This window comes from Kiloniellales bacterium (assembly GCA_030066685.1).
In the GTDB taxonomy this organism is placed as follows: domain Bacteria; phylum Pseudomonadota; class Alphaproteobacteria; order Kiloniellales; family JAKSBE01; genus JAKSBE01.
In genome coordinates this window covers 18,986-41,795 of record JASJBF010000025.1, presented here as the reverse complement: position 1 = coordinate 41,795, position 22,810 = coordinate 18,986, and the positions used below count along the sequence as shown (strand labels likewise).

The 22,810-nt window shown below is 69.7% G+C and carries 18 protein-coding genes; all 18 read left to right on the top strand.

Features of this window, described 5'->3' with window-relative positions; translation table 11 throughout:
- Nucleotides 1–77: 77 nt before the first annotated feature.
- The 18 genes from QNJ30_14510 (at nucleotide 78) to QNJ30_14425 (ending at nucleotide 22,795) form a co-directional block, all read left to right on the top strand.
- Nucleotides 78–737 carry a peroxiredoxin gene (locus tag QNJ30_14510; protein MDJ0944675.1) on the top strand — a complete coding sequence of 220 codons (660 nt, stop codon included), beginning with the start codon at nucleotides 78–80 and terminating at the stop codon, nucleotides 735–737.
- 174 nt (nucleotides 738–911) lie between these two features.
- Nucleotides 912–1,841 carry a sulfurtransferase gene (locus QNJ30_14505; GenBank protein MDJ0944674.1) on the top strand — a complete coding sequence of 310 codons (930 nt, stop codon included), beginning with the start codon at nucleotides 912–914 and terminating at the stop codon, nucleotides 1,839–1,841.
- A gap of 324 nt (nucleotides 1,842–2,165) precedes the next feature.
- The gene (locus tag QNJ30_14500; GenBank protein ID MDJ0944673.1) at nucleotides 2,166–2,903 is read left to right on the top strand and encodes an MBL fold metallo-hydrolase; all 738 of its coding nucleotides are present in this window, start codon (nucleotides 2,166–2,168) and stop codon (nucleotides 2,901–2,903) included.
- A 44-nt stretch (nucleotides 2,904–2,947) separates the two neighbouring features.
- Nucleotides 2,948–3,772: a methyltransferase domain-containing protein gene (locus QNJ30_14495; protein MDJ0944672.1), complete on the top strand. Its 825-nt coding sequence runs from the start codon at nucleotides 2,948–2,950 to the stop codon at nucleotides 3,770–3,772.
- Nucleotides 3,773–3,839: 67 nt separating this feature from the next.
- On the top strand, nucleotides 3,840–7,577 hold the full coding sequence (locus tag QNJ30_14490) for a hydantoinase B/oxoprolinase family protein (GenBank protein MDJ0944671.1): 3,738 nt from the start codon (nucleotides 3,840–3,842) through the stop codon (nucleotides 7,575–7,577).
- Between the two features lie 240 nt (nucleotides 7,578–7,817).
- Nucleotides 7,818–8,984 (top strand): M20 aminoacylase family protein, encoded by a 1,167-nt coding sequence (locus QNJ30_14485; protein MDJ0944670.1) that lies wholly within the window; start codon nucleotides 7,818–7,820, stop codon nucleotides 8,982–8,984.
- Nucleotides 8,985–9,141: 157 nt separating this feature from the next.
- On the top strand, nucleotides 9,142–10,725 hold the full coding sequence (locus QNJ30_14480; protein ID MDJ0944669.1) for a peptide ABC transporter substrate-binding protein: 1,584 nt from the start codon (nucleotides 9,142–9,144) through the stop codon (nucleotides 10,723–10,725).
- A gap of 47 nt (nucleotides 10,726–10,772) precedes the next feature.
- On the top strand, nucleotides 10,773–11,696 hold the full coding sequence (gene oppB / locus QNJ30_14475; protein MDJ0944668.1) for an oligopeptide ABC transporter permease OppB: 924 nt from the start codon (nucleotides 10,773–10,775) through the stop codon (nucleotides 11,694–11,696).
- Between the two features lie 7 nt (nucleotides 11,697–11,703).
- Nucleotides 11,704–12,849: an ABC transporter permease subunit gene (locus QNJ30_14470; GenBank protein MDJ0944667.1), complete on the top strand. Its 1,146-nt coding sequence runs from the start codon at nucleotides 11,704–11,706 to the stop codon at nucleotides 12,847–12,849.
- 2 nt (nucleotides 12,850–12,851) lie between these two features.
- On the top strand, nucleotides 12,852–14,474 hold the full coding sequence (locus QNJ30_14465; GenBank protein MDJ0944666.1) for an ABC transporter ATP-binding protein: 1,623 nt from the start codon (nucleotides 12,852–12,854) through the stop codon (nucleotides 14,472–14,474).
- 149 nt (nucleotides 14,475–14,623) lie between these two features.
- Nucleotides 14,624–15,568, top strand: a complete 945-nt coding sequence (locus tag QNJ30_14460) for a peptidoglycan DD-metalloendopeptidase family protein (GenBank protein ID MDJ0944665.1) — start codon at nucleotides 14,624–14,626, stop codon at nucleotides 15,566–15,568.
- A 359-nt stretch (nucleotides 15,569–15,927) separates the two neighbouring features.
- Entirely contained in the window at nucleotides 15,928–16,104 is a 177-nt protein-coding gene (locus QNJ30_14455; protein MDJ0944664.1) for a hypothetical protein, read from the top strand.
- A 46-nt stretch (nucleotides 16,105–16,150) separates the two neighbouring features.
- Nucleotides 16,151–17,602, top strand: a complete 1,452-nt coding sequence (locus tag QNJ30_14450; GenBank protein ID MDJ0944663.1) for a circularly permuted type 2 ATP-grasp protein — start codon at nucleotides 16,151–16,153, stop codon at nucleotides 17,600–17,602.
- 4 nt (nucleotides 17,603–17,606) lie between these two features.
- Nucleotides 17,607–18,539 carry an alpha-E domain-containing protein gene (locus QNJ30_14445; protein MDJ0944662.1) on the top strand — a complete coding sequence of 311 codons (933 nt, stop codon included), beginning with the start codon at nucleotides 17,607–17,609 and terminating at the stop codon, nucleotides 18,537–18,539.
- Between the two features lie 10 nt (nucleotides 18,540–18,549).
- On the top strand, nucleotides 18,550–19,371 hold the full coding sequence (locus QNJ30_14440; GenBank protein ID MDJ0944661.1) for a transglutaminase family protein: 822 nt from the start codon (nucleotides 18,550–18,552) through the stop codon (nucleotides 19,369–19,371).
- A gap of 40 nt (nucleotides 19,372–19,411) precedes the next feature.
- Nucleotides 19,412–20,149, top strand: coding sequence for a proteasome-type protease (locus QNJ30_14435; protein ID MDJ0944660.1), 738 nt, complete (start codon nucleotides 19,412–19,414; stop codon nucleotides 20,147–20,149).
- Nucleotides 20,150–20,452: 303 nt separating this feature from the next.
- Entirely contained in the window at nucleotides 20,453–21,577 is a 1,125-nt protein-coding gene (locus QNJ30_14430; protein MDJ0944659.1) for an MHYT domain-containing protein, read from the top strand.
- 351 nt (nucleotides 21,578–21,928) lie between these two features.
- Nucleotides 21,929–22,795, top strand: coding sequence for a xanthine dehydrogenase family protein subunit M (locus tag QNJ30_14425; GenBank protein MDJ0944658.1), 867 nt, complete (start codon nucleotides 21,929–21,931; stop codon nucleotides 22,793–22,795).
- The last annotated feature ends 15 nt before the right edge of the window (nucleotides 22,796–22,810 follow it).

The following is a 22,810-nucleotide window of genomic DNA, read 5'->3' as shown; positions in this document are numbered from 1 at the left end:
CAGCGCCATCGGGGGATGGGAGCGGCCTGCCGAACCGGATTCAAGTCAGGTTCACATCTTCGTTAAGGGAGCGAGGCATGACTCTTCAGATCAACGACCCGGCCCCGGACTTCACGGCCGAGACGACCCAAGGTGCGATTTCCTTCCACGACTTTATCGGCGAGGGATGGTGCGTCCTCTTCTCGCACCCCAAGGACTTCACGCCGGTCTGCACCACCGAACTGGGCTACATGGCGAAGCTGAAGCCGGAGTTCGAAAAGCGGAACTGCAAGATCCTGGGCCTGAGCGTCGACCCGGTCGCCGACCACGAGCGCTGGGCGCAGGACATCGAGGAGACCACCGGGACCGCGCCCAACTATCCCTTGATCGGCGATACAGAGCTGCGCATCGCGAAGCTCTACGGCATGCTCCCGGCGGAGACCGCCGGCGGCGCGGCCGGACGCACGGCCGCGGACAACGCCACGGTCCGCTCGGTCTTCGTCATCGGGCCGGACAAGCAGATCAAGCTGATGCTGACCTATCCGATGAGCACCGGGCGCAACTTCGACGAGATCCTGCGCGTCCTGGATTCCCTGCAGCTCACCGCCCGCCACAAGGTCGCGACCCCGGTGAACTGGCGTTCCGGCGAGGACGTCATCATCGTGCCCGCGGTCGGCGAGGAGGAGGCCAGGCAGCGCTTCCCGGAGGGCTGGACCGCGCCCAAGCCCTACATGCGGATCGTCCCGCAGCCGGCGTAAGGCGCCGCCGCGCGGGATGCCGGCCGCTCGCCCCGCCCAAGCTTTGACAGCCCTGCCCTCGATCCCCAAACGTCGAAGGCGAGCCCCCGGGCGGGGTCGGCGGCGCTCACATCAAGATGGGCCTTTGCGACCGGAGGTCCGGCCGCAGCGCCCGGAATACAGGAACAAGAGACGATGAATGCCAAAATCCTTGCGCCGGCCCTGGCCGGCCTGCTCCTCGTCGCCACGGCGGCACGACCCGCCTGGACGGAGGACTACCCCAACCCGCAGCTCCTGGTGGAGACGCATGAGCTGGCGGCCTGGCTCGACGATCCCACCGGGCCGGTCGACCCGGACTTGCGGATCCTCGACGTGCGACCGAAGGCGGCCTATGACGCCGGGCACATCCCGCAGGCCCTGCACCTCTCCGCCGACGCGGTGATCGATCCCGAGAGCCATGTCGAGGGCACCCTGCTGCCGGCCGAGGTCCTGGCCGCCAAACTCGGAGCGCTGGGCATCGACCGGACCTCGAAGGTCGTGCTCTACGACGACAAGGGCGGGTTCCACGCCGCCCGGCTGTTCTGGATGCTCGAGTACTTCGGGCATCGCAAGGCCGCGGTCCTGAACGGCGGCTTCCCCAAGTGGCAGGCGGAAGGCCGCGAGGTCAGCGACCGGGTCCCCGTCTTCGAGGCCCGGACCTTCGGCCTGACGATCACGCCGCGGCGCCTGGCCACCGCCGAGTGGCTGCTCGATCACCGCAGTGATCCGGCGACCGTGGTCATCGACGTGCGTCCGCCCAAGCTCTTCCGGGCGGGCCACATCCCCTGGGCGCGGAGCATCCCCTGGAAGCAGAACCTCGCCGAGGATGGGACCCTGAAGCCAGCCGCCGAGCTCGTCGCGCACTTCGCGGCGCAGGGCGTGACCCGGGAGAAGAACGTCGCGGTGCACTGTCAGAACGGCAAGGCCGCGGCCCATTCCTACTTCGCCCTGCGGCTGCTCGGCTTCCCGCGGGTGCGCAGCTACGACCGCTCCTGGGCGGAGTGGGGCGCGGCCGACGACCTGCCCAAGGCCGCCGGGCCGCAGGCCGCGCTCGACGGTCCCGTGCCCCGGGACCTGAAGCTCTAGTGTGATGGTTTCGAAGTTCGGCACATTTCATGTGCCGAGCTTTGGAAGCTGAATCACACTAGATTCAATGAGATAGTGTCCCTTTGATTCCGAAATTCGCTCTTGCGAATTTCAGAATCGGGACACTAGGGCATTATCCGGTCAGATGGAATCGCTTCGCGATCCATCTGACCGGATGTCATGGCCTACCTTCAGAGTCATAGCGCACGACTCCCGGCCAGACGCGAAGGCGTCTGATCGGGAAGTGCGCTAGCCACGGCAAGAGACGCGGCCGGAGCCGGGGCGCCGAAGGTCCCGGTTCCGGCCGGATGAGGACTCCGAAAGATGATCTTCCGTCAGCTCTTCCACCAGGGCTCCTGCTCCTACAGCTACCTGATCGCCAGCCGGCAGGGCGGCGAGGCCTGCCTGGTCGATCCAGTGCTGGAGCAGGTCGATCGCTATCTCACGCTGCTCGAGGAGCTCAGGCTCTCCCTGGTGATGGCGATCGACACCCACCTGCATGCCGACCACGTGACCGGCGCCGGGCGGCTCTCCCAATGCACCGACTGCATGACCGTCATGGGCCGGGAAACCGAGGCCGAGCTGGTCTCCCTGCGGGTCGCAGACGGGGAGGTGATCGACCTCGACGGCATCACCCTGCGGGCCTTGCACACGCCGGGACATACCCCCGACTCCTACAGCTTCCTTCTGGGCGGCCGGGTGCTGACCGGCGATACGCTCTTCATCCGCGGCACCGGACGGACCGACTTCCAAGGCGGCGATCCCGCCGCCCAGTACGAGTCGATCTTCGGCAGACTGCTTCGCCTGCCGGACGAGACCCTGGTCTTTCCGGGCCACGACTACAAGGGCGACTCGGTCAGCACCATCGGCGAGGAGCGCGCCTTCAACCCGCGGCTCCAGGTCGGCTGCGTCCGGGACTACGTCGACCTGATGAACGGCCTGAACCTACCCAGGCCCAAGCTGATCGACGTCGCGCTGCCGGCCAACCGGCGGCTCGGCCTGCCGCCGGCGGCGCCGGAACCGGCCCCGGTCCTGGACCTGCCCGGCGCCTACTTCGTCTGAACCCGCCGCGCCACGGCGCTGCGCGCCTCAAGGAGACGAAAGACATGCTGGATTGCCTCGACGCAGCCAAGGCAAGGGCGGCCGCGACCTACAACGCCGCCGCCGATCACTTCGACGAACCGCCGCTGGCCTTCTGGGACCGTATCGGCGACCGAACTGTGGAGCGCCTGGCTCCTGCGTTGGGCGACCGCGTGCTGGACGTCGGCTGCGGCGCCGGCGCCTCGGCGCTGCCCGCGGCCCGCGCGGTCGGGCCCGAGGGCCGGGTGATCGGCGTCGACCTGGCCGAGGCCCTGCTGGAGCGGGCGCGGATCAAGGCCGCAAGGCTCGGCCTGGGCAACGCCGAGTTCCGCTACGGCGACATGACCGATCTCGGTTTCCCGGACGCCAGCTTCGACGCCGTGGTCTGCGTCTTCGCCCTCTTCTTCGCCCCCGACATGGAGGCCCAGATCGCCAGGCTCTGGCGACTGGTCCGGCCGGGCGGGCGCCTTGCGGTCACGACCTGGGGCACCGAGGCTTTCGAGCCCGGCAGCCGCACCTTCTGGGACGCGGTCCGCTTTTTCCGGCCGGACCTCGTCAACGACTTCCGGCCCTGGACCCGGATCACCGAGCCGGAGGCGGTGACCCGTCTGTTCCTGGAGGGCGGGGCGGCCGCCCCGGAGGTGACGGCGGAGGCGGGGGTCCAGCCGCTGTCCAAGGTCGAGGACTGGTGGACCATCGCCCTCGGCTCCGGCTTCCGCGCGACCATCGACCTGCTCTCGGCGGAGGAGGCCCGCAAGGTCCGTGAGGCGAACCTGGCGCGGCTGCGCCTCGAAGGCGTCGCCGGGATCGAGACCGGCGCGGTCTATGCGGTCGCGCGCAAGCCGGTCTAGGGCGGCGGCTCGACAGGCGCCCGCGCCGCGCTAGAGTCGACTCCGAGAGGGACTCGGGAGCGCGGTCATGTCAGGGGCGCAGGCACGTCTGGCGGTCGATATCGGCGGCACCTTCACCGACATCGCCCTGGAGAGGGACGGCCGGCTGCACACCGCCAAGGTTCTGACCACGCCGGCCCAGCCGGCCGAGGGCTTCCTCGCCGGCATCGCGCGGGTGCTGAGCGAGACCGGCACGGCACCGGGCGACGTCGGGCTGATCCTGCACGGCACGACCCTGGCGACCAACGCCCTGATCGAGCGCAAGGGCGCGAAGACCGCGCTGATCGTCACCGAGGGCCATCGCGACTCCCTGGAGATGGCCTACGAGAACCGCTTCGCCCAGTACGACCTGGAGGCCGAGCGGCCGGCGCCCTTGGTGCCGCGCGACCTGCGCTGGCCGGTGCGCGAGCGCTGCGACTGGCGCGGCGGGGTGCTGGCCCCGCTGGACGAGGCCTCGGTCGAGGCTTGGCTGCCGGAGTTCGAGCGCCAGGGGGTCGAGAGCCTGGCGGTCGGCCTCTTGCACGGCTACGCCAACCCGGAGCACGAGCGCCGCATCGCCGAGATCTTCCGGGCCGTCCATCCCGGGCTGCCGGTCACCCTGGCCTCCGAGGTCTGCCCCGAGGTGCGCGAGTATGACCGCCAGTCGACGACCTGCGCCAACGCCTACGTCCGGCCCCTGATGGCGCGCTACCTGGCGGAGATCGCGGTGCGCCTGGAGGCGGCGGGCTTCGCCTGCCCCTGCTTGGTCATGACCTCGGGCGGCAACCTGGTCACCCTGGAGACCGCGGCGCGTTTTCCGATCCGCTTGGTCGAGTCCGGGCCGGCCGGGGGCGCGATTCTGGCCTGCCACATCGCGCGCAGCCTGGGCGAGGACCGGGTGCTGTCCTTCGACATGGGCGGCACCACCGCCAAGATCTGCCTGATCGACGGGGGCCGGCCGCAGCTCTCGCGCAGCTTCGAGATCGACCGCGCCCACCGCTTCATGAAGGGCAGCGGCCTGCCGGTGAAGATCCCGGTCGTCGAGATGGTCGAGATCGGCGCCGGCGGCGGCTCGATCGCCCGGGTCGATTCCCTGGGCCGGGTGGCGGTCGGGCCCGAGAGCGCGGGTGCCGAGCCGGGGCCGGCCTGCTACGGCCGCGGCGGCAGGTCGCCGACGGTGACCGACGCCGACCTCCTGCTCGGAAGGCTCGACCCCGAGGGCTTCGCCGGCGGCCGCATGACCCTGGATAGGGACGCCGCCGCGGCCGCCCTGGAAAGTGGCGTCGGCGCGGGCCTCGATCTTGACGCTCCCGCCGCCGCCGAGGCTGTGGCCGAGATCGTCGACGAGGCCATGGCCTCGGCCGCCCGGGTCCACGCCGTGGAGCGCGGCAAGGAGGTCGCGGCCCGCACCCTGATCGCCTTCGGCGGCGCGGCGCCCCTGCACGCCGCACGCCTGGCCGAGAAGCTGGGCATCGCCCGCGTGATCGTGCCGACCGACGCCGGGGTCGGCTCGGCCATTGGCTTCCTCCTGGCGCCCATCGCCTACGAGGTGGTGCGCAGCCGCTACACCCGGCTCGCCGGTTTCGACGCGGCGGCGCTCAACGCGCTCTTCGCGGAGATGGCCGTTGAGGCCGAGGCCGTGGTCCGCCTCGGCGCCCCGGAGGGGCCGCTCGAGGCCGAGCGCCACGCCTACGTCCGCTACGTCGGTCAAGGCCATGAGATCAAGGTGACCCTGCCCAATACCGAGCTGACGGCCGCCGACGCCGAGACCCTGCGCCGGGCCTTCGAGGCCGCCTACCAGGCGCAGTACGGCCGCAGCGTGCCGGGGCTGGAGATCGAAGTCCTGACCTGGTCGCTGACCCTGAGCGCGCCGGCCCCGGTGGTGCCCGTGGCGGCGGATACGTCTGCGGCCTCGGAAGCAGGGGCCATCGGCCGCCGCCGCCTGCGCCTGCTCGGCGGCGAGGTCGTGGCGGCGGCGGTCCACCGGCGGATCGAGCTCGCCGCGGGCGCGGAGGTCGCTGGCCCGGCGGTGATCGTCGAGGACCAGACCACGACCCTGGTCGCGCCGGGCTATCGGGCCCGCGTCGGGACCGGGGGTGCCCTCCTGTTGGAGCGGCGCGGCGCGGCCACCGCCGCGGTCTCCGAGGGCCTGCGCCGCCAGGTCGCCTGGGACCGCCTGATCTCCATCGTCGAGGAGCAGGCCCAGGCCCTGATCCGCACCGCCTTCTCGACCACGGTGCGCGAGGCCGGCGACCTCTCGGCCGGGATCTTCGACCTTCAGGGCCGCATGCTCGCACAGGCGGTCACCGGCACGCCGGGCCACGTCAACGCCATGGCGGCCTCGGTCGGCCATTTCCTGCGGCGCTTCCCGGCGGAGACCATGGCGCCGGGCGACGCCTACGTGACCAACGATCCCTGGCTCGGCACCGGGCATCTCTTCGACTTCACCGTGGTCAGCCCCGCCTTCCACGGCGGCCGCCTGGTCGCGCTCTTCGCCTCCACGGTGCACGTCGTCGACATCGGCGGCAGCGGCTTCGGCCCCGACGCCGGCGAGGTCTTCGAGGAAGGGCTCTGCATCCCGCCGCTGCCCCTGTTCCGCGCCGGTACGGCCGAGGACTCCCTGCTGGAGATCGTCCGCGCCAACGTCCGCGAGCCGGACCAGGTCGTCGGCGACCTCTATTCCCTGGCGGTCAGCAACGAGGTCGGCGCCCGGCGCCTGGCCGAGATGATGGCCGAGTTCGGCCTGGAGAGCCTCGACGCGGTTGGCGCGCACATCCTCACTGCCTCGAGCGACGCCATGCTGGCCGAGATCCGCGCCCTGCCTGCCGGGGTCTACGAGAACGCCATGACCGTCGACGGCTACGACCGCCCGGTGACCCTGCGGGCGCTGATGACTTTGGGCGCCGACGGTCTCGACCTCGACTTCTCCGGCTCCTCGGCCATGTCGGCCTTCGGGGTCAACGTGCCGCTGACCTACACCCAGGCCTATGCCTCCTTCGGAGTCCGCTGCGTCCTGGGGGCGCAGATCCCCAACAACGCCGGCTCCCTGGCGCCGATCCGGGTGACCGCGCCCAAGGGCTCGATCCTCAACGCCCCGCGTCCGGCGGCGGTCAACGTGCGCCACGTCACCGGCCAGATGCTGCCCGACGTGGTGCTCGGCTGCCTGGAGCAGGCCCTGCCGGGCTGCGCCCCCGCCGAGGGCAGCTCCAGCCTCTGGAACCCCATGCTCTCCGGCGGCCGCGGCATCGTCGGCGAGACCGACTACGGATCGGCGACGCCCTTCTCGGTGACCATCTTCCACTCCGGCGGTGCCGGCGCCCGCCCGGGCGGCGACGGCCTCTCGGCCACGGCTTTTCCCTCGGGGGTGCGCAACACGCCGGTCGAGATCACCGAGACCGTCGCCCCCGTCCTCTATCACCGCAAGGAGTACCGGCCCGATTCCGGCGGCGCCGGGCGGCGGCGCGGCGGCCTCGGCCAGGTGATCGAGATCGGCCACGCCCAGGGCGCGCCCTTCGCCGTCTTCGCGCTCTTCGACCGCATCGACCATCCGGCCCGCGGCCGCCACGGCGGCGCGCCCGGCGCGCCCGGCCGCATCGCGCTCTCCGACGGCCGTCCCCTCAAGGCCAAGGGCAAGCAGATCGTCCCGGCCGGCCGGACCCTGATCCTGGAACTCCCCGGCGGCGGCGGTTACGGCCCCCCGGCCGAGCGCGACCCCGCCCGCCGCGAGGCGGACCGCCGCAAGGGCCTGGTCACGGCGGAGATAGGCCGGGCGCGGAAGCGGGCCTGACAACGCCCCCTCACCCTCCCAACGCTTCGCGTCGGGCCCCTCCCTCTCCCCGCGGGAGAGGGAAATGGGTGCGCGGCCAAAAGTCCCTCTCCCCTGGAGGGAGAGGGACCCGCAGCGCGTGAGCGCTGTGGGAGGGTGAGGGGGGCACACCGCCTTCGCCCCTCCGGAACGACTCTCCCTCATTGCCCCGCGCCGCCCGCTCAGCCATGGTACCGGCCGGTCACGACAGCGGAGCGGAGCATGACGATCTCGAACCGGATCAAGGCCCTGGCGGAGGAGGCCAGAGGCTGGCGCCACCACATCCATCGGCACCCCGAGCTGCGCTACGAGGAGGTCGGCACGGCGGCCTTCGTCGCCGAGAAGCTGCGCGGCTTCGGGCTCGAGGTGCACGAGGGCCTGGGCAAGACCGGGGTGGTCGGCCTGCTGACCGGAGAAGGCGGCGACAGGGCGCGCATGATCGGCCTGCGCGCCGACATGGACGCTCTGCCGATCCACGAGGCCAACGACCTGGCCTACAAGTCCGTGCACGAGAACGTGATGCACGCCTGCGGCCACGACGGCCATACCGCCATGCTTCTGGGCGCCGCCGCCTACCTGGCCGAGAACCGCGACTTCTCAGGGCAGCTCTGCTTCATCTTCCAGCCCGCCGAGGAGGGCGGGGCCGGGGCCAAGGCGATGATCGACGACGGCCTCTTCGAGCGCTACGCCTGCGACGAGGTCTACGGCCTGCACAACATGCCGGGCATCCCGCAGGGCCACTTCGGCATCCGCCCGGGCGCCCAGATGGCCTCCTCCGACTATTGGGACATCACGGTCGAGGGCCGCGGCGGCCACGCCGCATGGCCGCACACCTGCGTCGATCCTGTGGTCGCCGCCGGCCAGCTGGTGCAGGCCTTCCAGTCGATCATCAGCCGCACCCTGGACCCCCTGACCACCGGCGTGCTCTCGATCACCATGCTCCACGCTGGCGACACTCACAACGTCATCCCACAGCGCGCGACCCTGGGCGGCACGGTCCGCGCCCTCAGCGAGGAGACCCGGCAGATGGTCCGCCGGCGCATGACCGAGATCTGCGAGGGCACCGAGAAGGCCCTTGGGGTCACCATCAACCTGGACTACCGCGAGGGCTATCCGCCGACCGAGAACCATGCCGGCGAGACCGACGCCGCCGCCACCGCCGCCGCCGCCGTGGCCGGCGCGGCGCGGGTCGACCCCGATACCCGGCCGGTCATGGGCTCCGAGGACTTCGCCTACATGCTGCTGGAGAAGCCGGGCGCCTACATCTTCCTGGGCAACGGCGACACGGCCGACCTGCACAACCCGGGCTACGACTTCAACGACGACGCTCTGGAGCTTGGCATCTCCTACTGGGTCCAGCTCGCCCGCGACCGCCTGGCGGCGGGATAGTTCTGACGGGCTATCCGTCCATTAACCTGATGTTATCGGGCTTTCTGCCCGTCCAAGTTGTGGATTGTCGGAACCCCAGAGGGGGGATAGTGTTCCCCAAACACCGGCGGACGGCGATCCGCTGGCGCGTGCACGGACAGGGAGTATCGCTATGCTCATGACCTCGCTGAGGACCGCGGTCCTCGCGGTTTCGCTCGCCGTGGCGGGGAGCTTCGCAGCCGCCGCCGAGATGGTCTACCACCGCGGCAACACGGCGGATCCGGAGACCCTCGACCAGCACAAGACCTCGACGATCTACGAGTCGAACATCCTGCGCGACCTCTACGAGGGCCTGGTGATCTACAACGCCAAGGCCGAGGTCATCCCCGGCGTCGCCGAGAGCTGGTCTGTCTCGGACGACGGCACGGTCTACACCTTCAAGCTGCGCGGCGACGCCAAGTGGTCGAACGGCGATCCCGTGGTCGCCGGCGACTTCGTCTACTCGCTGCGCCGGATCATGAAGCCGGCGACCGGCGCCAAGTACGCCAACATCCTCTACCCGGTCAAGAACGCGGAAAAGATCAACAAGGGCGAGGCCCTGCCGGAAACCCTGGGCGTCAAGGCGGTCGACGACCGCACCCTGGAGATCACTCTCGAGGCCTCGACGCCCTTCTTCCTGGAGCTCCTGACCCATCAGACCGGCCTGCCGGTCCACCCGGCCACGGTCGAGAAGCACGGCAGCGACTTCGTCCGGCCTGAGAACATCGTCACCAACGGCGCCTACGTGCTCGCCGAGTTCATCCCGAACGCCCACGTCAAGTCGGTCAAGAACGCCAAGTTCCACGACGCCGCCAACGTCAAGATCGACACGGTCTTCTATCATCCGACCGAGGATCGCGGCGCCGCGCTGCGCCGTTTCCAGGCTGGCGAACTGCATTCCAACAACGACGCGCCGACCGAGCAGATCAAGTGGATGCGCGAGAACCTGGGCAAGCAGTTCCGCGTCGCGCCCTACCTCGGCACCTACTACTACGCGGTCAAGGCCGACAAGGCGCCCTTCGACGACGTCCGCGTGCGCCAGGCCCTGTCCATGGCCGTCGACCGCGAGTTCATCGCCGAGGAGATCTGGGGCGGCGCCATGGTCGCCGGCTACTCCTTCGTGCCCCCGGGCATCGGCAACTACGTCGACCCGGCCTTCGCCGACTACAAGGACATGTCGATGATCGACCGGGAGGACAAGGCCGCGGCTTTGCTCAAGGAAGCCGGTTTCGGGCCGGACAAGCCGCTGAAGGTCGAGATCCGCTACAACACCTCGGAGAACCACAAGAACACGGCCGTGGCCATCGCCGACATGTGGAAGCCCTTGGGGGTCGAGGTCTCGATGCTCAACACCGACACCAAGACCCACTACGCCCACCTGCGCGACAAGGGCGACTTCGACGTCGCCCGCGCCGGCTGGATCGGCGACTACTCCGACCCGCAGAATTTCCTGTTCATGGTCGAGAGCGACAACGACGGCTTCAACTACGCCAACTACAAAAATCCGGAGTACGATTCCCTGATGGACCAGGCGGCGGCCGAGACCGACCTGGACAAGCGGGCCAACATCCTGAAGAAGGCGGAAGAGCTTTTCATGCGTGACCTGCCCTTCATCCCGCTGATGTACTACGGCTCCTTGAGCATGGTCTCCGACAAGCTCGTCGGCTGGGAGGACAACATCCAGAACGTCCATCCGACCCGCTTCATGTCGATCGTGGAGTAGCCGCAGCCTTGTAGGGGGATGACCGGGACCGCGGCGGAGCGACGGCCATGTTCAGCTACGTGGCGAGACGTTTCTTCGGTGCGGTCCCGACCCTCTTCATCATCGTCACCGTCGCCTTCTTCCTGATCCGGGTGGCGCCGGGCGGCCCCTTCGACCTGGAGCGGCCGCTGGAAGCCAAGGTGATGGAGAACCTCAACCGGATCTACCAGCTCGACAAGCCGCTTTGGCAGCAGTACGCGCTCTACCTGGAGAGCCTGCTGCGCGGCGACCTGGGCCCCAGCTTCTACTTCCGCGACTTCTCGGTGAACGAGCTCTTCGCCCGCGGGCTGCCGATCTCGATCCAGCTCGGCAGCGCCGCGCTGCTGCTGGCGCTGCTGGTGGGCGGGCTGCTCGGCGTCATCGCCGCCCTGCGCCAGAACCGCGGGACCGACGTCGCGGTCATGGCGACGGCGACCATCGGGATCACGATCCCCAACTTCGTCGTCGCGCCCCTGCTGACCCTGCTCTTCGCGATCTGGCTGGGCTGGCTGCCGGCCGGCGGCTGGGGCGACGGCGCCCTGATCAACAAGGTCCTGCCGGTCTTCACCCTGGCCCTGCCGCAGGTTGCGATCATCGCCCGGCTGACCCGCGGCAGCATGATCGAGATGCTGCGCGCCAACCACATCCGCACCGCCCGGGCCAACGGGCTGCCGGGCTACGTGGTGGTCGGCGTCCACGCCCTGCGCGGCGCCCTGCTGCCGGTGGTCTCCTACCTGGGTCCGGCGGCAGCGGCGCTGCTGACCGGCTCGGTGGTGATCGAGACCATCTTCGGCATTCCGGGGGTCGGGCGTTACTTCGTCCAGGGGGCGCTGAACCGGGACTACACCCTGGTGATGGGCACGGTGATCATGATCGCCGTCTTCATCATCGTCTTCAATCTGATCGTCGACCTGCTCTACGCGGTCCTCGATCCGCGCGTGCGCTACGACTGAGGCGGCCATGGCCATCGCCCAGCGACCCGCCGAGGAGCAAGCCGGGACCGGCGCCGAGCCGCAGCGCGGCCGTTCGCTCTGGGACGACGCCTGGGACCGGCTCAAGGCCAACCGGGCGGCGGTCGCCAGCGCGGCGCTCCTGGTCCTGATGGTCCTGGCCTGCGTGGTCGGGCCCTGGCTCTCGCCGCATCCCTTCGACGCGGTCTACCGCAGCTACGTCAAGGTCCCGGCCAGCCTGACGCCCTACCCCCGGGCCGAGCAGATCGGCCCCGGCCTGGAGAGCGCCCTGCGCCGCGCCCGGGTCACGGTGGAGGACTGGCGCGAGGAGGGCGGCCGCGTCTTCGTCACCGTGACCTCGAGCCGGGCGATCGATCCGCGGACCACCCGCTACCTCGACCGGGCCAACGACTTCTCCAACACCCGGGTCGAGGAGACTTCGGCGGACGGGAAGCGCATGATGCTCTCGGCCGAGGTCGAGCGGCTCTACTTCCTCTTCGGGACCGACTCCAACGGCCGCGACCTCCTGACCCGGACCCTGATCGCCGGCCGGATCTCTCTGACCATCGGCCTGCTGGCGACCTTCGTCGCGCTCTTCATCGGCGTGACCTACGGCGCCGTCTCCGGCTACCTCGGCGGCCGGGTCGACATGATGATGATGCGGGTGGTCGATATCCTCTATTCGCTGCCCTTCATCTTCTTCGTCATCCTGCTGGTGGTCTTCTTCGGCCGCAACTTCGTGCTGATGTTCATCGCCGTCGGTGCCATCGAGTGGCTCGACATGGCGCGCATCGTCCGCGGCCAGACCCTCTCCATCAAGCGCCAGGAGTACGTCCAGGCGGCCGAGGCGCTGGGCGTCGGCGCCCGCGGCATCCTGCGCCGCCACGTCGTGCCCAACACCCTGGGGCCGGTGGTGATCTACATGACCCTGATGGTGCCCAAAGTGATCCTGCTGGAGAGCTTCCTGTCCTTCCTCGGCCTCGGGGTGCAGGAGCCCATGACCTCCTGGGGCGTGCTGATCTCGGAGGGCGCGCGCAACATCCAGGGCGCGACCTGGATGCTGATCTTCCCCTCGCTCTTCCTGATGGCGACGCTCTTCGCCCTCAACTTCATCGGCGACGGGCTGCGCGACGCCCTCGACCCCAAGGACCGCTAGCCGTGAGCGCCGCCGGAGAGCCGATCCTGGAGAGCCGCGGGCTCCACGTCCGCTTCTCGACCCCGAACGGCGAGGTCCACGCCGTGCGCGGCGTCGACCTTCAGGTGCGCGCCGGCGAGACCATCGCCATCGTCGGTGAGTCCGGCTCGGGCAAGAGCCAGCTGATGATGGCGACCATGGGCCTGCTGGCCCAGAACGGCCGGACCGAGGGCTCGGTGCGCTTCCGCGGAGAGGAGCTTCTGGGGCTCTCCGCCCGGGCGCTTAACCGCTACCGCGGCGAGAGGCTCTCGATGATCTTCCAGGAGCCGATGACCTCGCTGGATCCGCTCTACACCATCGGCCGGCAGATCGCCGAGCCGCTGGTCCACCACAAGGGGATCAGCCGCGCCCAGGCGCGGCCGCGGGTCCTGGAGCTCCTGAAGCTGGTCGGCATCCCGGAGCCCGAGCGCCGCCTCCAGTCCTATCCTCACGAGCTCTCCGGCGGCCAGCGCCAGCGGGCGATGATCGCCATGGCGCTCGCCAACGGCCCGGAGATCCTGATCGCCGACGAGCCGACCACCGCGCTCGACGTCACCATCCAGGCGCAGATCCTGGACCTGCTGGCCGAGCTGCAGCGGCGCCTCGGCATGGCCATCGTCTTCATCACCCACGACCTGGGCATCGTCCGAGACTTCGCCGAGCGGGTCTACGTCATGCAGGAGGGACGGGTGGTCGAGACCGGCCCGACGGCCCAGATCCTGGCCCGGCCCGAGCACGACTACACCAAGATGCTGCTGGCCGCCGAGCCGGAAGGCCGCAAGCCCGCGGTGCCGGCGGCCGAGCCCCTGCTGCTGGAGGGCCGGGACCTGAAGGTGATCTTCCGGCTCGGCGGCGGCTGGCTGTCGCGCGACAAGCACGAGGTCCGCGCCGTCGACGGCATCGACCTCGCCCTGCGCGAGGGCCAGACCCTCGGCGTGGTCGGCGAGTCCGGCTCCGGCAAGTCGACCCTGGGCCGGGCGCTGCTGCGCCTGCTGCCGAGCAAAGGCGCCATCCGCTACAAAGGCCGGGACCTGCAGGGCCAGGACCGCGCGGCGCTGCGCCCGCTGCGCCGCGAGCTGCAGCTGGTCTTCCAGGACCCCTTCGGCTCGCTCTCGCCGCGCATGACCGTCGGCCAGATCGTCACCGAGGGCCTGCTGGTCCACGAGCCGGAGCTCTCGGCCAGGGAGCGCGACCGTCGTGCCGCGCAGGCGCTGGAGGAGGTGCAGCTCGATCCCCTGATGCGCAACCGCTTCCCGCACGAGTTCTCCGGCGGGCAGCGCCAGCGCATCGCCATCGCCCGGGCCATGATCCTCAAGCCCAAGCTGGTCGTGCTCGACGAGCCGACCTCGGCGCTCGACCGCTCGGTGCAGAAGCAGGTCCTGGCCCTGCTGCGCGAGCTGCAGGCGGCGAACGGCCTGACCTACATCTTCATCAGCCACGACCTGGCGGTGGTGCGCGCCATGGCCGACGAGGTGGTGGTGATGAAGGACGGCCGCGTGGTCGAGCAGGGCGTGACCGAGGCGATCTACGAACGTCCGAAGGAAACCTACACAAAGGCGCTGATCACCGCCGCCTTCCGGCATGAAGCGCACTCCGAGGCCTCGTGACCGGAGCGCGTCGAGCGACATGGCACGCGCCTCTCCACGCCTCGAGGGATTTAGGAGGCCTTTATCCTTTCTTAGGCTCTGTCTTCGAGAGTCGTCCGACGCGGTCGCGCGAATCCGGGGACCTCGCGCATTCGACGCAGGAAGCGGTGATGATCAGGACGATTGCTTTCTCGGTGCTCTGCGGGCTGCTCTTCGTCCTGCCCCCGGGCGCCGCGTCGGCCGACTTCTGGTCCCGGTCCCTGGCCTCAAGCGCGCCCTTCAAGGACCCCGGTGTTCTCGGGGATCTGGAGCGCTACACCGACCTGCGCTTCAAGAAGGCCTTTGCGGTCTCGGTCACCCGGAGCTCCTGGGGCTGGAGCCACGGCTATCGCAGCCAGTGGGAGGCGAACCGAATCGCTCTGCGCGCCTGCGAGACCCGCTCCGGGACCGAATGCCAGCTCTACGCCATCGGCAACTCGGTGGTCTGGGACCCCGAGAAGGCCGCGGTGGGGCGGGCCCGGGCGCTGCCCGCGCCGGCGCGCCGCGGCGCGGTCTGGCGCTACTACGGCGAGGGGCGGCCGCACGAGTTGCCTCTGGTCATGCCGGAGGAAGCGCCGTCGATCATCTCCGACTATCGCTCGGCGCGCGGGGTCCTCGGCGGGCTGCGCGCCAAGCGGAAGATGATCCGGCCGCAGCACAGCGGGATCGACATCCTCGCCCGGATCGGAACCCCGGTCCTGGCCGCGGCGGACGGCGTGGTCAAGGCGGCGGGCGCCCGCGAGGTGGCGGGACGCCGGGTCGAGATCGCCCACGGCGGAAGCGGCGAGGACCCTGCGCTGGTCACCCGCTATCTCCACCTCGACGAGATCCTGGTCGCGGTCGGCGATACCGTGCGGCGCGGCCAGCAGATCGGCACCGTCGGCGTCTCCGGAAAGGGTGCGGTCCCCGAGCTTCCGCACCTGCACTTCGACACCGCGGGCAGCAACCCCCACCTCTACTGGCACGACGGGCAGGGCCGCATCACCTGCTTCCTGCCCGAGCGGACCTTCGCTGCGGATCCGACCGCTCTCACCTATCCTCTGCCCTGCGGGGCGACGGTCGTCGCCGAACGCTAGCCCGGCCGCGCGCGGCTGGGTGGATCGCGGCGGCCGGCCTCCTGCTGTTCTGCCTGCTCGACCCCGGGTCGCCGCCGGCGGCCGCCGAGCGGCTCTACATCAATACCTACGGCAGCGACTGGGGCCTCTGGGTCCGTGGCCACTGCCTGCTCGAGGAACGGGACGGCAAGCTGGTCCTGGAGCTTGAGGCGGTCGCCCTGGAGCCCAACCGCGGCTATCCCCAGGCCCTGGAGGTCGCCGGCTTCCGGCTCGCCGCCGGCTATCTGGATGCGATCAACGAGGAGCCGCTTCCCGACCGGGGCGCGGCGGGCCCCCTGATCGACCACCCGCTGACCCTGGCGCCCGGGGACAAGAAGACCGTGACCGGCCTGGCCCTCGATCTGCCGCGCCCTGCCCTGCCCGGCGCGGGCGAGACGCGGCTGCTCCTGCTCCAGGTCGTCATGGCCTCGGGCACCTCCTTCGCCATCGAGGTGGCGCGGGCCGAGGGATCCGAGGCTGCGGCCGATTCCGACGAGTCAGGTCGCCTGAAGCCTTGACCTGCGCCCGTTTCGCGGGGGACCCTGTCCGGGCACAGGGAGGACAATGACAAAAACCGCCTTCGACGAGATGAACGGCACGGCGGGGGACTGCCGGGCCCAGTACCGCCGGGTCGAGGACTGGCTGACGGCGGTCTCGCCGGACCTGCTGGCGCTCAAGCGCCGCGAGGCCGAGCTCTTGTTCAAGCGCATCGGCATCACCTTCGCGGTCTACACCGAAGGCGGCGATCCCGAGCGGCTGATTCCCTTCGACATCATCCCCCGGATCCTCGACGAGGAGGAGTGGTCGCATATCGCCCGCGGCCTGGAGCAGCGGGTCAAGGCGCTCAACGCCTTCATCTGGGACGTCTATCACGAGCGCGAGATCATCCGCGCCGGCAAGGTCCCCGAGGGCCTGGTCCTGCACAACGAGAGCTTCCGGCCTGAGATGCAGAGCTTCGACGTGCCGCAGCGGGTCTACACCCACATCGCCGGAATCGACATGGTCCGGGTCGGGCCCGAGGAGTTCTACGTCCTGGAGGACAACTGCCGCACCCCTTCCGGCGTGTCCTACATGATCGAGGACCGCGAGGTCATGATGCGGCTCTTCCCGGAGCTCTTCGAGACCCATGACATCGCCCCGGTCTCGCACTATCCGGAGGAGCTGCTCGGCGTGCTGGCCTCGGTGGCGCCGCCGAACTGCAAGGACGAGCCGACCGTCGCCCTGCTGACCCCGGGCGCCTACAACAGCGCCTACTACGAGCACTGCTTCCTGGCCGACGAGATGGGCGTCGAGCTGGTCGAGGGCCAGGACCTCATCGTCGAGGACAACGTCGTCTACATGCGCTCGACCCGCGGCCTGACGCGGGTCGACGTGATCTACCGGCGGATCGACGACGATTTCCTCGATCCGCTCGCCTTCCGGCCGGACTCGGCGCTCGGCGTGCCCGGGCTGATGCAGGCCTACCGGGCCGGCAACGTCACCCTGGCCAACGCGGTCGGCGCCGGCATCGCCGACGACAAGGCGGTCTACATCCACGTGCCGGAGATGATCCGCTTCTACCTGGGCGAGGAGCCGATCCTGAAGAACGTCCCGACCCACTCCTGCGGCGACGAGGCGGAGCTGGCCTACGTCCTCGATCACCTGGACGAGCTGGTGGTGAAGGACGTCCACGGCTCCGGCGGCTACGGCATGCTGGTCGGTCCCACCGCCAGCCGGGCCGAGCGCGAGGACTTCGCAGCCAAGCTGAAAGCCAAGCCGGCCGGCTACATCGCCCAGCCGACACTGGCGCTCTCGACCTGTCCGACCTTCGTCGAGAGCGGCGTCGCCCCGCGCCACGTCGACCTCCGGCCCTTCGTGCTCTGCGGCCAGGACGTCCGCATCGTGCCCGGCGGGCTGACCCGGGTCGCCCTGCGCGAGGGCTCGCTGGTGGTCAACTCCAGCCAGGGCGGCGGCACCAAGGACACCTGGGTGATCCGGACCCCGGACGACGGACCGCAATCTCAGGCGCAGGGCTGACACGGTGCTCAGCCGCACCGCCAACAACCTCTATTGGCTCGCCCGCTACATGGAGCGCATGGACTACGTCGCGCGCCTTCTGGAAGTGGGCCAGCGCATGTCCGGGCTGTCGCGCGGCGGCGAGGAATGGCGCTCGATGCTGATCGCCGCCGGCTGCGAGCCGGCCTTCGTGAAGAAGCACGCGAGGGTCACGACGGCGGCCGCGGTCGATTTCCTGTTCCGCGACCCGGACAACCCCTCCAGCGTCCAGTCCTGCATCACCACCGCGCGGCAGAATGCCCGCGCGGTCCGCACCGCCATCACCACCGACATGTGGGAGGCGCTGAACGGCACCTGGCAGGAGAGCCGCGAGCTCTTTGGCGGCGGCCTGCGGCCCGAGGATCTGAACCGCGCCACGGACTGGGTCAAGACCCGTGCGGTGCTGTTCCGTGGCGCCTACGGCAGCACCATGCTGCGCAGCGATGCTTACTGGTTCGCCCGCCTGGGCAGCCACATCGAGCGGGCCGACAACACGGCGCGTATCCTCGACGTCAAGTACCACGTGCTGCTGCCGGACTACGAGGTGGTCGGCGGTGGCCTGGACTACCACCACTGGACCTCAATCCTGCGCGCGGTCTCGGCCCTGCGCGCCTACCACTGGGTCTACCGGGACCGGGTCAAGCCCTGGAACGTGGCCGAGCTGATGATCCTGCGGCCGGAGATGCCCCGCTCCCTGCGCGCTTGCTACGACGAAATCACAAGCAATCTCGACCTCTTGGGGGCAACCTACGGCGGCCACTACGGGGAATGCCACCGCTTGGCCGGGGAGCTGCATGCCCGCTTGCGCTTCGGCCGAATCGACAACATCTTTCAGACCGGCCTGCACGAATTCTTAACCGAATACATCGATAGAACCTTAGAGCTCGGCGACGAGATATCGGATTTCTTCCTTTTCTAAGAGACCCGAGATGCGGATTCACGTCCGGCACCGCACGCTGTACCGCTACGACTCGCGGATCGACTACACGATCCAGCTGCTGCGCCTCTGTCCCCGCGAGCACGACGGGCAGAGCGTGCTCGGCTGGGACCTTCGGGTGCCCGGCCGCAAGGAGCCCCTGCCGGTCTCCGAGGACGGCTTCGGCAACATCGTCCACGTCCACACCGTCAACGGCGCCCACGACGAGACCGCGATCGAGATCGAGGGCGAGGTCGAGACCAACGAGACCCATGGCGTGGTCCGCGGCGGCGAGGAACGTCTGCCGCCGGCCTTCTTTCTGCGCCCGACCGCCATGACCGAGCGCGATTCCGCGATCGGCGACCTGGCCGCGGGCGCGGTGGCCGGGGTCTCTGACGACGTCGAACGCCTGCACCGTCTGATGGACGCGATCCGCGATCGGATCGCCTACACCCTGGGCGCCAGCGACACGACCACCACCGCCGCGGCGGCGCTGGCCAAGGGCGAAGGGGTCTGCCAGGACCACGCCCACGTCTTCATCGCCGCCGCCCAGAGCCTGGGCTATCCGGCGCGCTACGTCAGCGGCTACCTCTGGACCGGCGACAACGCCGAGCCCTACGAGGCCGGCCATGCCTGGGCCGAGGCCTACGTCGAGGGCCTGGGCTGGGTCGGCTTCGACCCGGCCAACGGGGTCTCGCCGGGCGAGGCCTACGTCCGCACCGCGGTCGGCCTGGACTACCAGACCGCGGCCCCGGTGCGCGGCCTGCGCCGCGGCCTGGCCAGCGAAGACCTGGAAGTCGAGGTCCGGATTGCCGCCGTCGCCAGTCAACAGTAGCCTTCAGCCCGGATCCAGACTCTGGAGTGAGACAGCGGCCATGACATATTGCGTTGGCCTCTACCTGCAGGACGGCCTGGTCCTGCTGTCGGACACGCGGACCAACGCCGGGGTCGACCACATCTCGACCTTCAGCAAGATGCACGTCTTCGAGACCTCGGGCGAGCGGGTCATCGTCGCCATGACCGCCGGGAACCTGGCGATCAGCCAGGCGGTGATCAACCTCCTGAGCGAGGGCCTGGAGAACGGCGAGGACGGGGCGAGCGAGACGCTCCTGACGGTGCCCTCGATGTTCCGCGCCGCCCGGTTGGTCGGCCGCGCGGTCCGCCAGGTTTACGAGACCGATGGCCCGACCCTCGAGGCCCAGGGCCTGTCCTTCGACGTCTCGGTCCTGCTGGCCGGGCAGATCAAGAACCGCAACATGCGCCTCTTCCAGGTCTACGCCGCGGGCAACTTCATCGAGGCCACCGAGGAGACGCCCTTCCTGCAGATCGGCGAGCACAAGTACGGCAAGCCGATCCTGGACCGGGTCCTGACCCACGGCAGCGAGATCGACGACGGCATCAAGCTGGTCCTGATCTCGATGGACTCCACCCTGCGCTCCAACCTGACCGTCGGCATGCCCCTGGACCTGCTGGTCTACCGCCGCGACAGCCAGCGGATCGAGTTGAAGCGGCGGATCTCGGAGGATGATCCCTACTTCCTGAGCATCCGACAGAGCTGGTCCGCCGCCCTGCGCGAGGCCTACCAATCGATCCCGCGCCCGGATTGGAGCTGATAAAGCACGCCGCCAGCGCGTTTTTTTGCTGCGCTGTGGGATTTCCCACCGTCGAACCCCGAAACAGGCGACAGGATGCGGGTCTCGGTCTCGTGCCGAGGCGGGCGTCTCCATCCGGGCGTCCGCAGACACCACGGTCGCCATGTCCGGGAGGGGGTGTGCCTGCCTTGCAGGTCGCCGGGCATGGCGATCCCTCCGGGCCGCCGGCCGTCGCTGCGCGGAACGGCGTGCTTTTCCGCCAGAGATGCTATCATGCCCCCGTCGCAAGGTGCGCGACGGCTTTGGCACAGGGGCTGAGGCATCGTGGTTGCCACCTACGATCCGCTGCTGATCCTGCTCTCGGTGGTCATCGCCATCCTGGGCGCCTACGCCGGGCTGCGCCTGGCGCGGGGCCTGCTGCGCCAGGGCGGCACGCTGCGCAAGGCCCTGCTGTCCGCGGCGGCGGTCACCATCGGCGGCGGCATCTGGTCGATGCACTTCGTCGGCATGCTGGCTTTGGAGCTGCCGGTCACCATTAACTATGACGTCCTGCTGACCCTGATCTCGGCCCTGGTCTCGATCCTGGTCACCGGGATCGGCCTTTCGGTCGCCAGCTACGGCGAGGCCAGCCTGCGCCGCCTGGCCGCCGCCGGCGTCTTCATGGGCCTGGGCATCTCCTCCATGCATTACATCGGCATGGCCGCGGTGCGGGCCAACTGCGTGATCAGCTATGCCTGGGGGCTGGTCGCCGCCTCGGTCTTGGTCGGCATCGCCGCGGCCAGCCTGGCGCTCTGGCTCGCCTTCAACCTGAAAGGCCCCTGGCAGACCCTGGCCGCCGCGGTGGTCATGGGCCTGGCGATCGCCGGCATGCATTACACGGCCATGGCGGCCGCCACCTTCCTGCCGGTCGAGGTGCTGATCGAGCACGCCGCGCCGGCGCTCAGCCCCTACCTGCTGGCCATCGTGGTGGCCCTGGCGGCCTTCCTGATCTTCGGCCTGGCCCTGCTGATCGCCCTGCCCGACCCGGCGGTCCCCGGCACTGGCGCCGAGGCTGGCCAACCGCCGGCGGCTGGCGAATCCCGGCCGGCCGCGAACGGCCTAGAGCCCGAGCGGCTCACCCGCCTGCCGGTCGAGCGCAACAAGACCACCCTGCTGCTCGACCCGGAGCAGATCGTCTCGATCCAGGCCGAGGCCCACTACACCAGGGTCTTCGACGGCGCCGAGACCTACTTCTGCTCCCTCTCGCTCTCCGACCTGGAGGCCCGGCTGGACCCGGCGGTTTTCCTGCGGGTCCACCGCAGCCACATCATCAACCTGAAGCACGCCCGGGCCTTCGAGAAGCACCGCGAGCAGGCGGTGGTACGCCTGGGCGGCCGTGCCGGAGCCAGCGTCCCGGTCAGCCGCCGCAACGTGTCGAGGCTGCGCGAGGCCCTAGGCCTACCGTCCTAGAGCACGATGACATAAGGTCGAATCGACCTCTTGTCTGAATCGTGCTCTAAACTGTTGAAAGAGACGGGATTCAGACATGAAGCTGGATCGGCTTCATGTCATCCCGCTCTAGTCCCGCGGTCGTGGTCGGGGCGCCTTCGGTCTGCCATTCGTGCGCCCAGGCCGCCGCCCGTGCAGCTGGACTGCCGTTGGTGCGCCACGGTTGGCCTTTCGTTTCACTTTCGTTACCCTTGCAGTCGAGCTGACGGACTTGGACGTGCGGTTGTGATGTCGGGCGCTCCTACAGCTCCAAGATGGTCCGGGCCGATAACGGCCGCTAGAGACCGAAATCGATACAGGAGAGGCTAGACCGTGATTCCAGGACCCTTCGACTACCATCGGCCGGGCTCGGTCGATGAAGCCCTGGCGCTTCTCGCCCAGCACGGCGAGGACGGCCGGGTGATCGCCGGCGGCCACAGCCTGGTGCCCATGATGAAGCTGCGCCTGGCGGCGCCGGCCCACCTCATCGACCTCGGCAGCCTATCCGAGTTGCGGGGCATCCGCGAGGCCGACGGCAACCTCGAGATCGGCGCCATGACCACGCAGCACGAGATCATCGGCTCCGAGCTGCTTCAGGCCGTCTGCCCGATCCTGCGGGAGACCGCGCTCCTGATCGCCGATCCCCAGGTGCGCTACTGTGGCACCCTGGGCGGCAATGTCGCCAACGGCGATCCGGGCAACGACCTGCCGGCGGTGATGCAGTGCCTGGGTGCGACCTATCTGGTCCGCAACGCCAGCGGCGCGCGCGAGATCCCGGCCCGCGACTTCTACGAGGGCGCCTACTTCACCGCCCTGGGCGAGGACGAGATCCTGACCGCGGTCCGCATCCCGCGGCCGCCCGAGGGTCAGGGCCAGGCCTACGAAAAGCTGAAGCGCAAGGTCGGCGACTACGCCACGGCCGCGGCCGCGGTGGTCCTGAGCCTGGACGGCGGGACCTGCAGCCAGGCGGCGATCGCGCTCACCAACCTCGGCCAGACCCCGATCCTCGCCGAGGCGGCGGCCCAGGCTCTGGTCGGCAGCAGCCTCGACGCAACCGCCGTCGCCGAGGCCGTCCGCCTGGCCCGGGAGGCCACCGATCCGGTCGAGGACCTGCGCGGCCCGGCCGACTTCAAGCGCCATGCCGCCGGTGTCATGGTCCAGCGCGCCGTCGCGCGGGCGCGCGAGCGGGCAAGCGCCTGAGTGCGGGGAGACAGA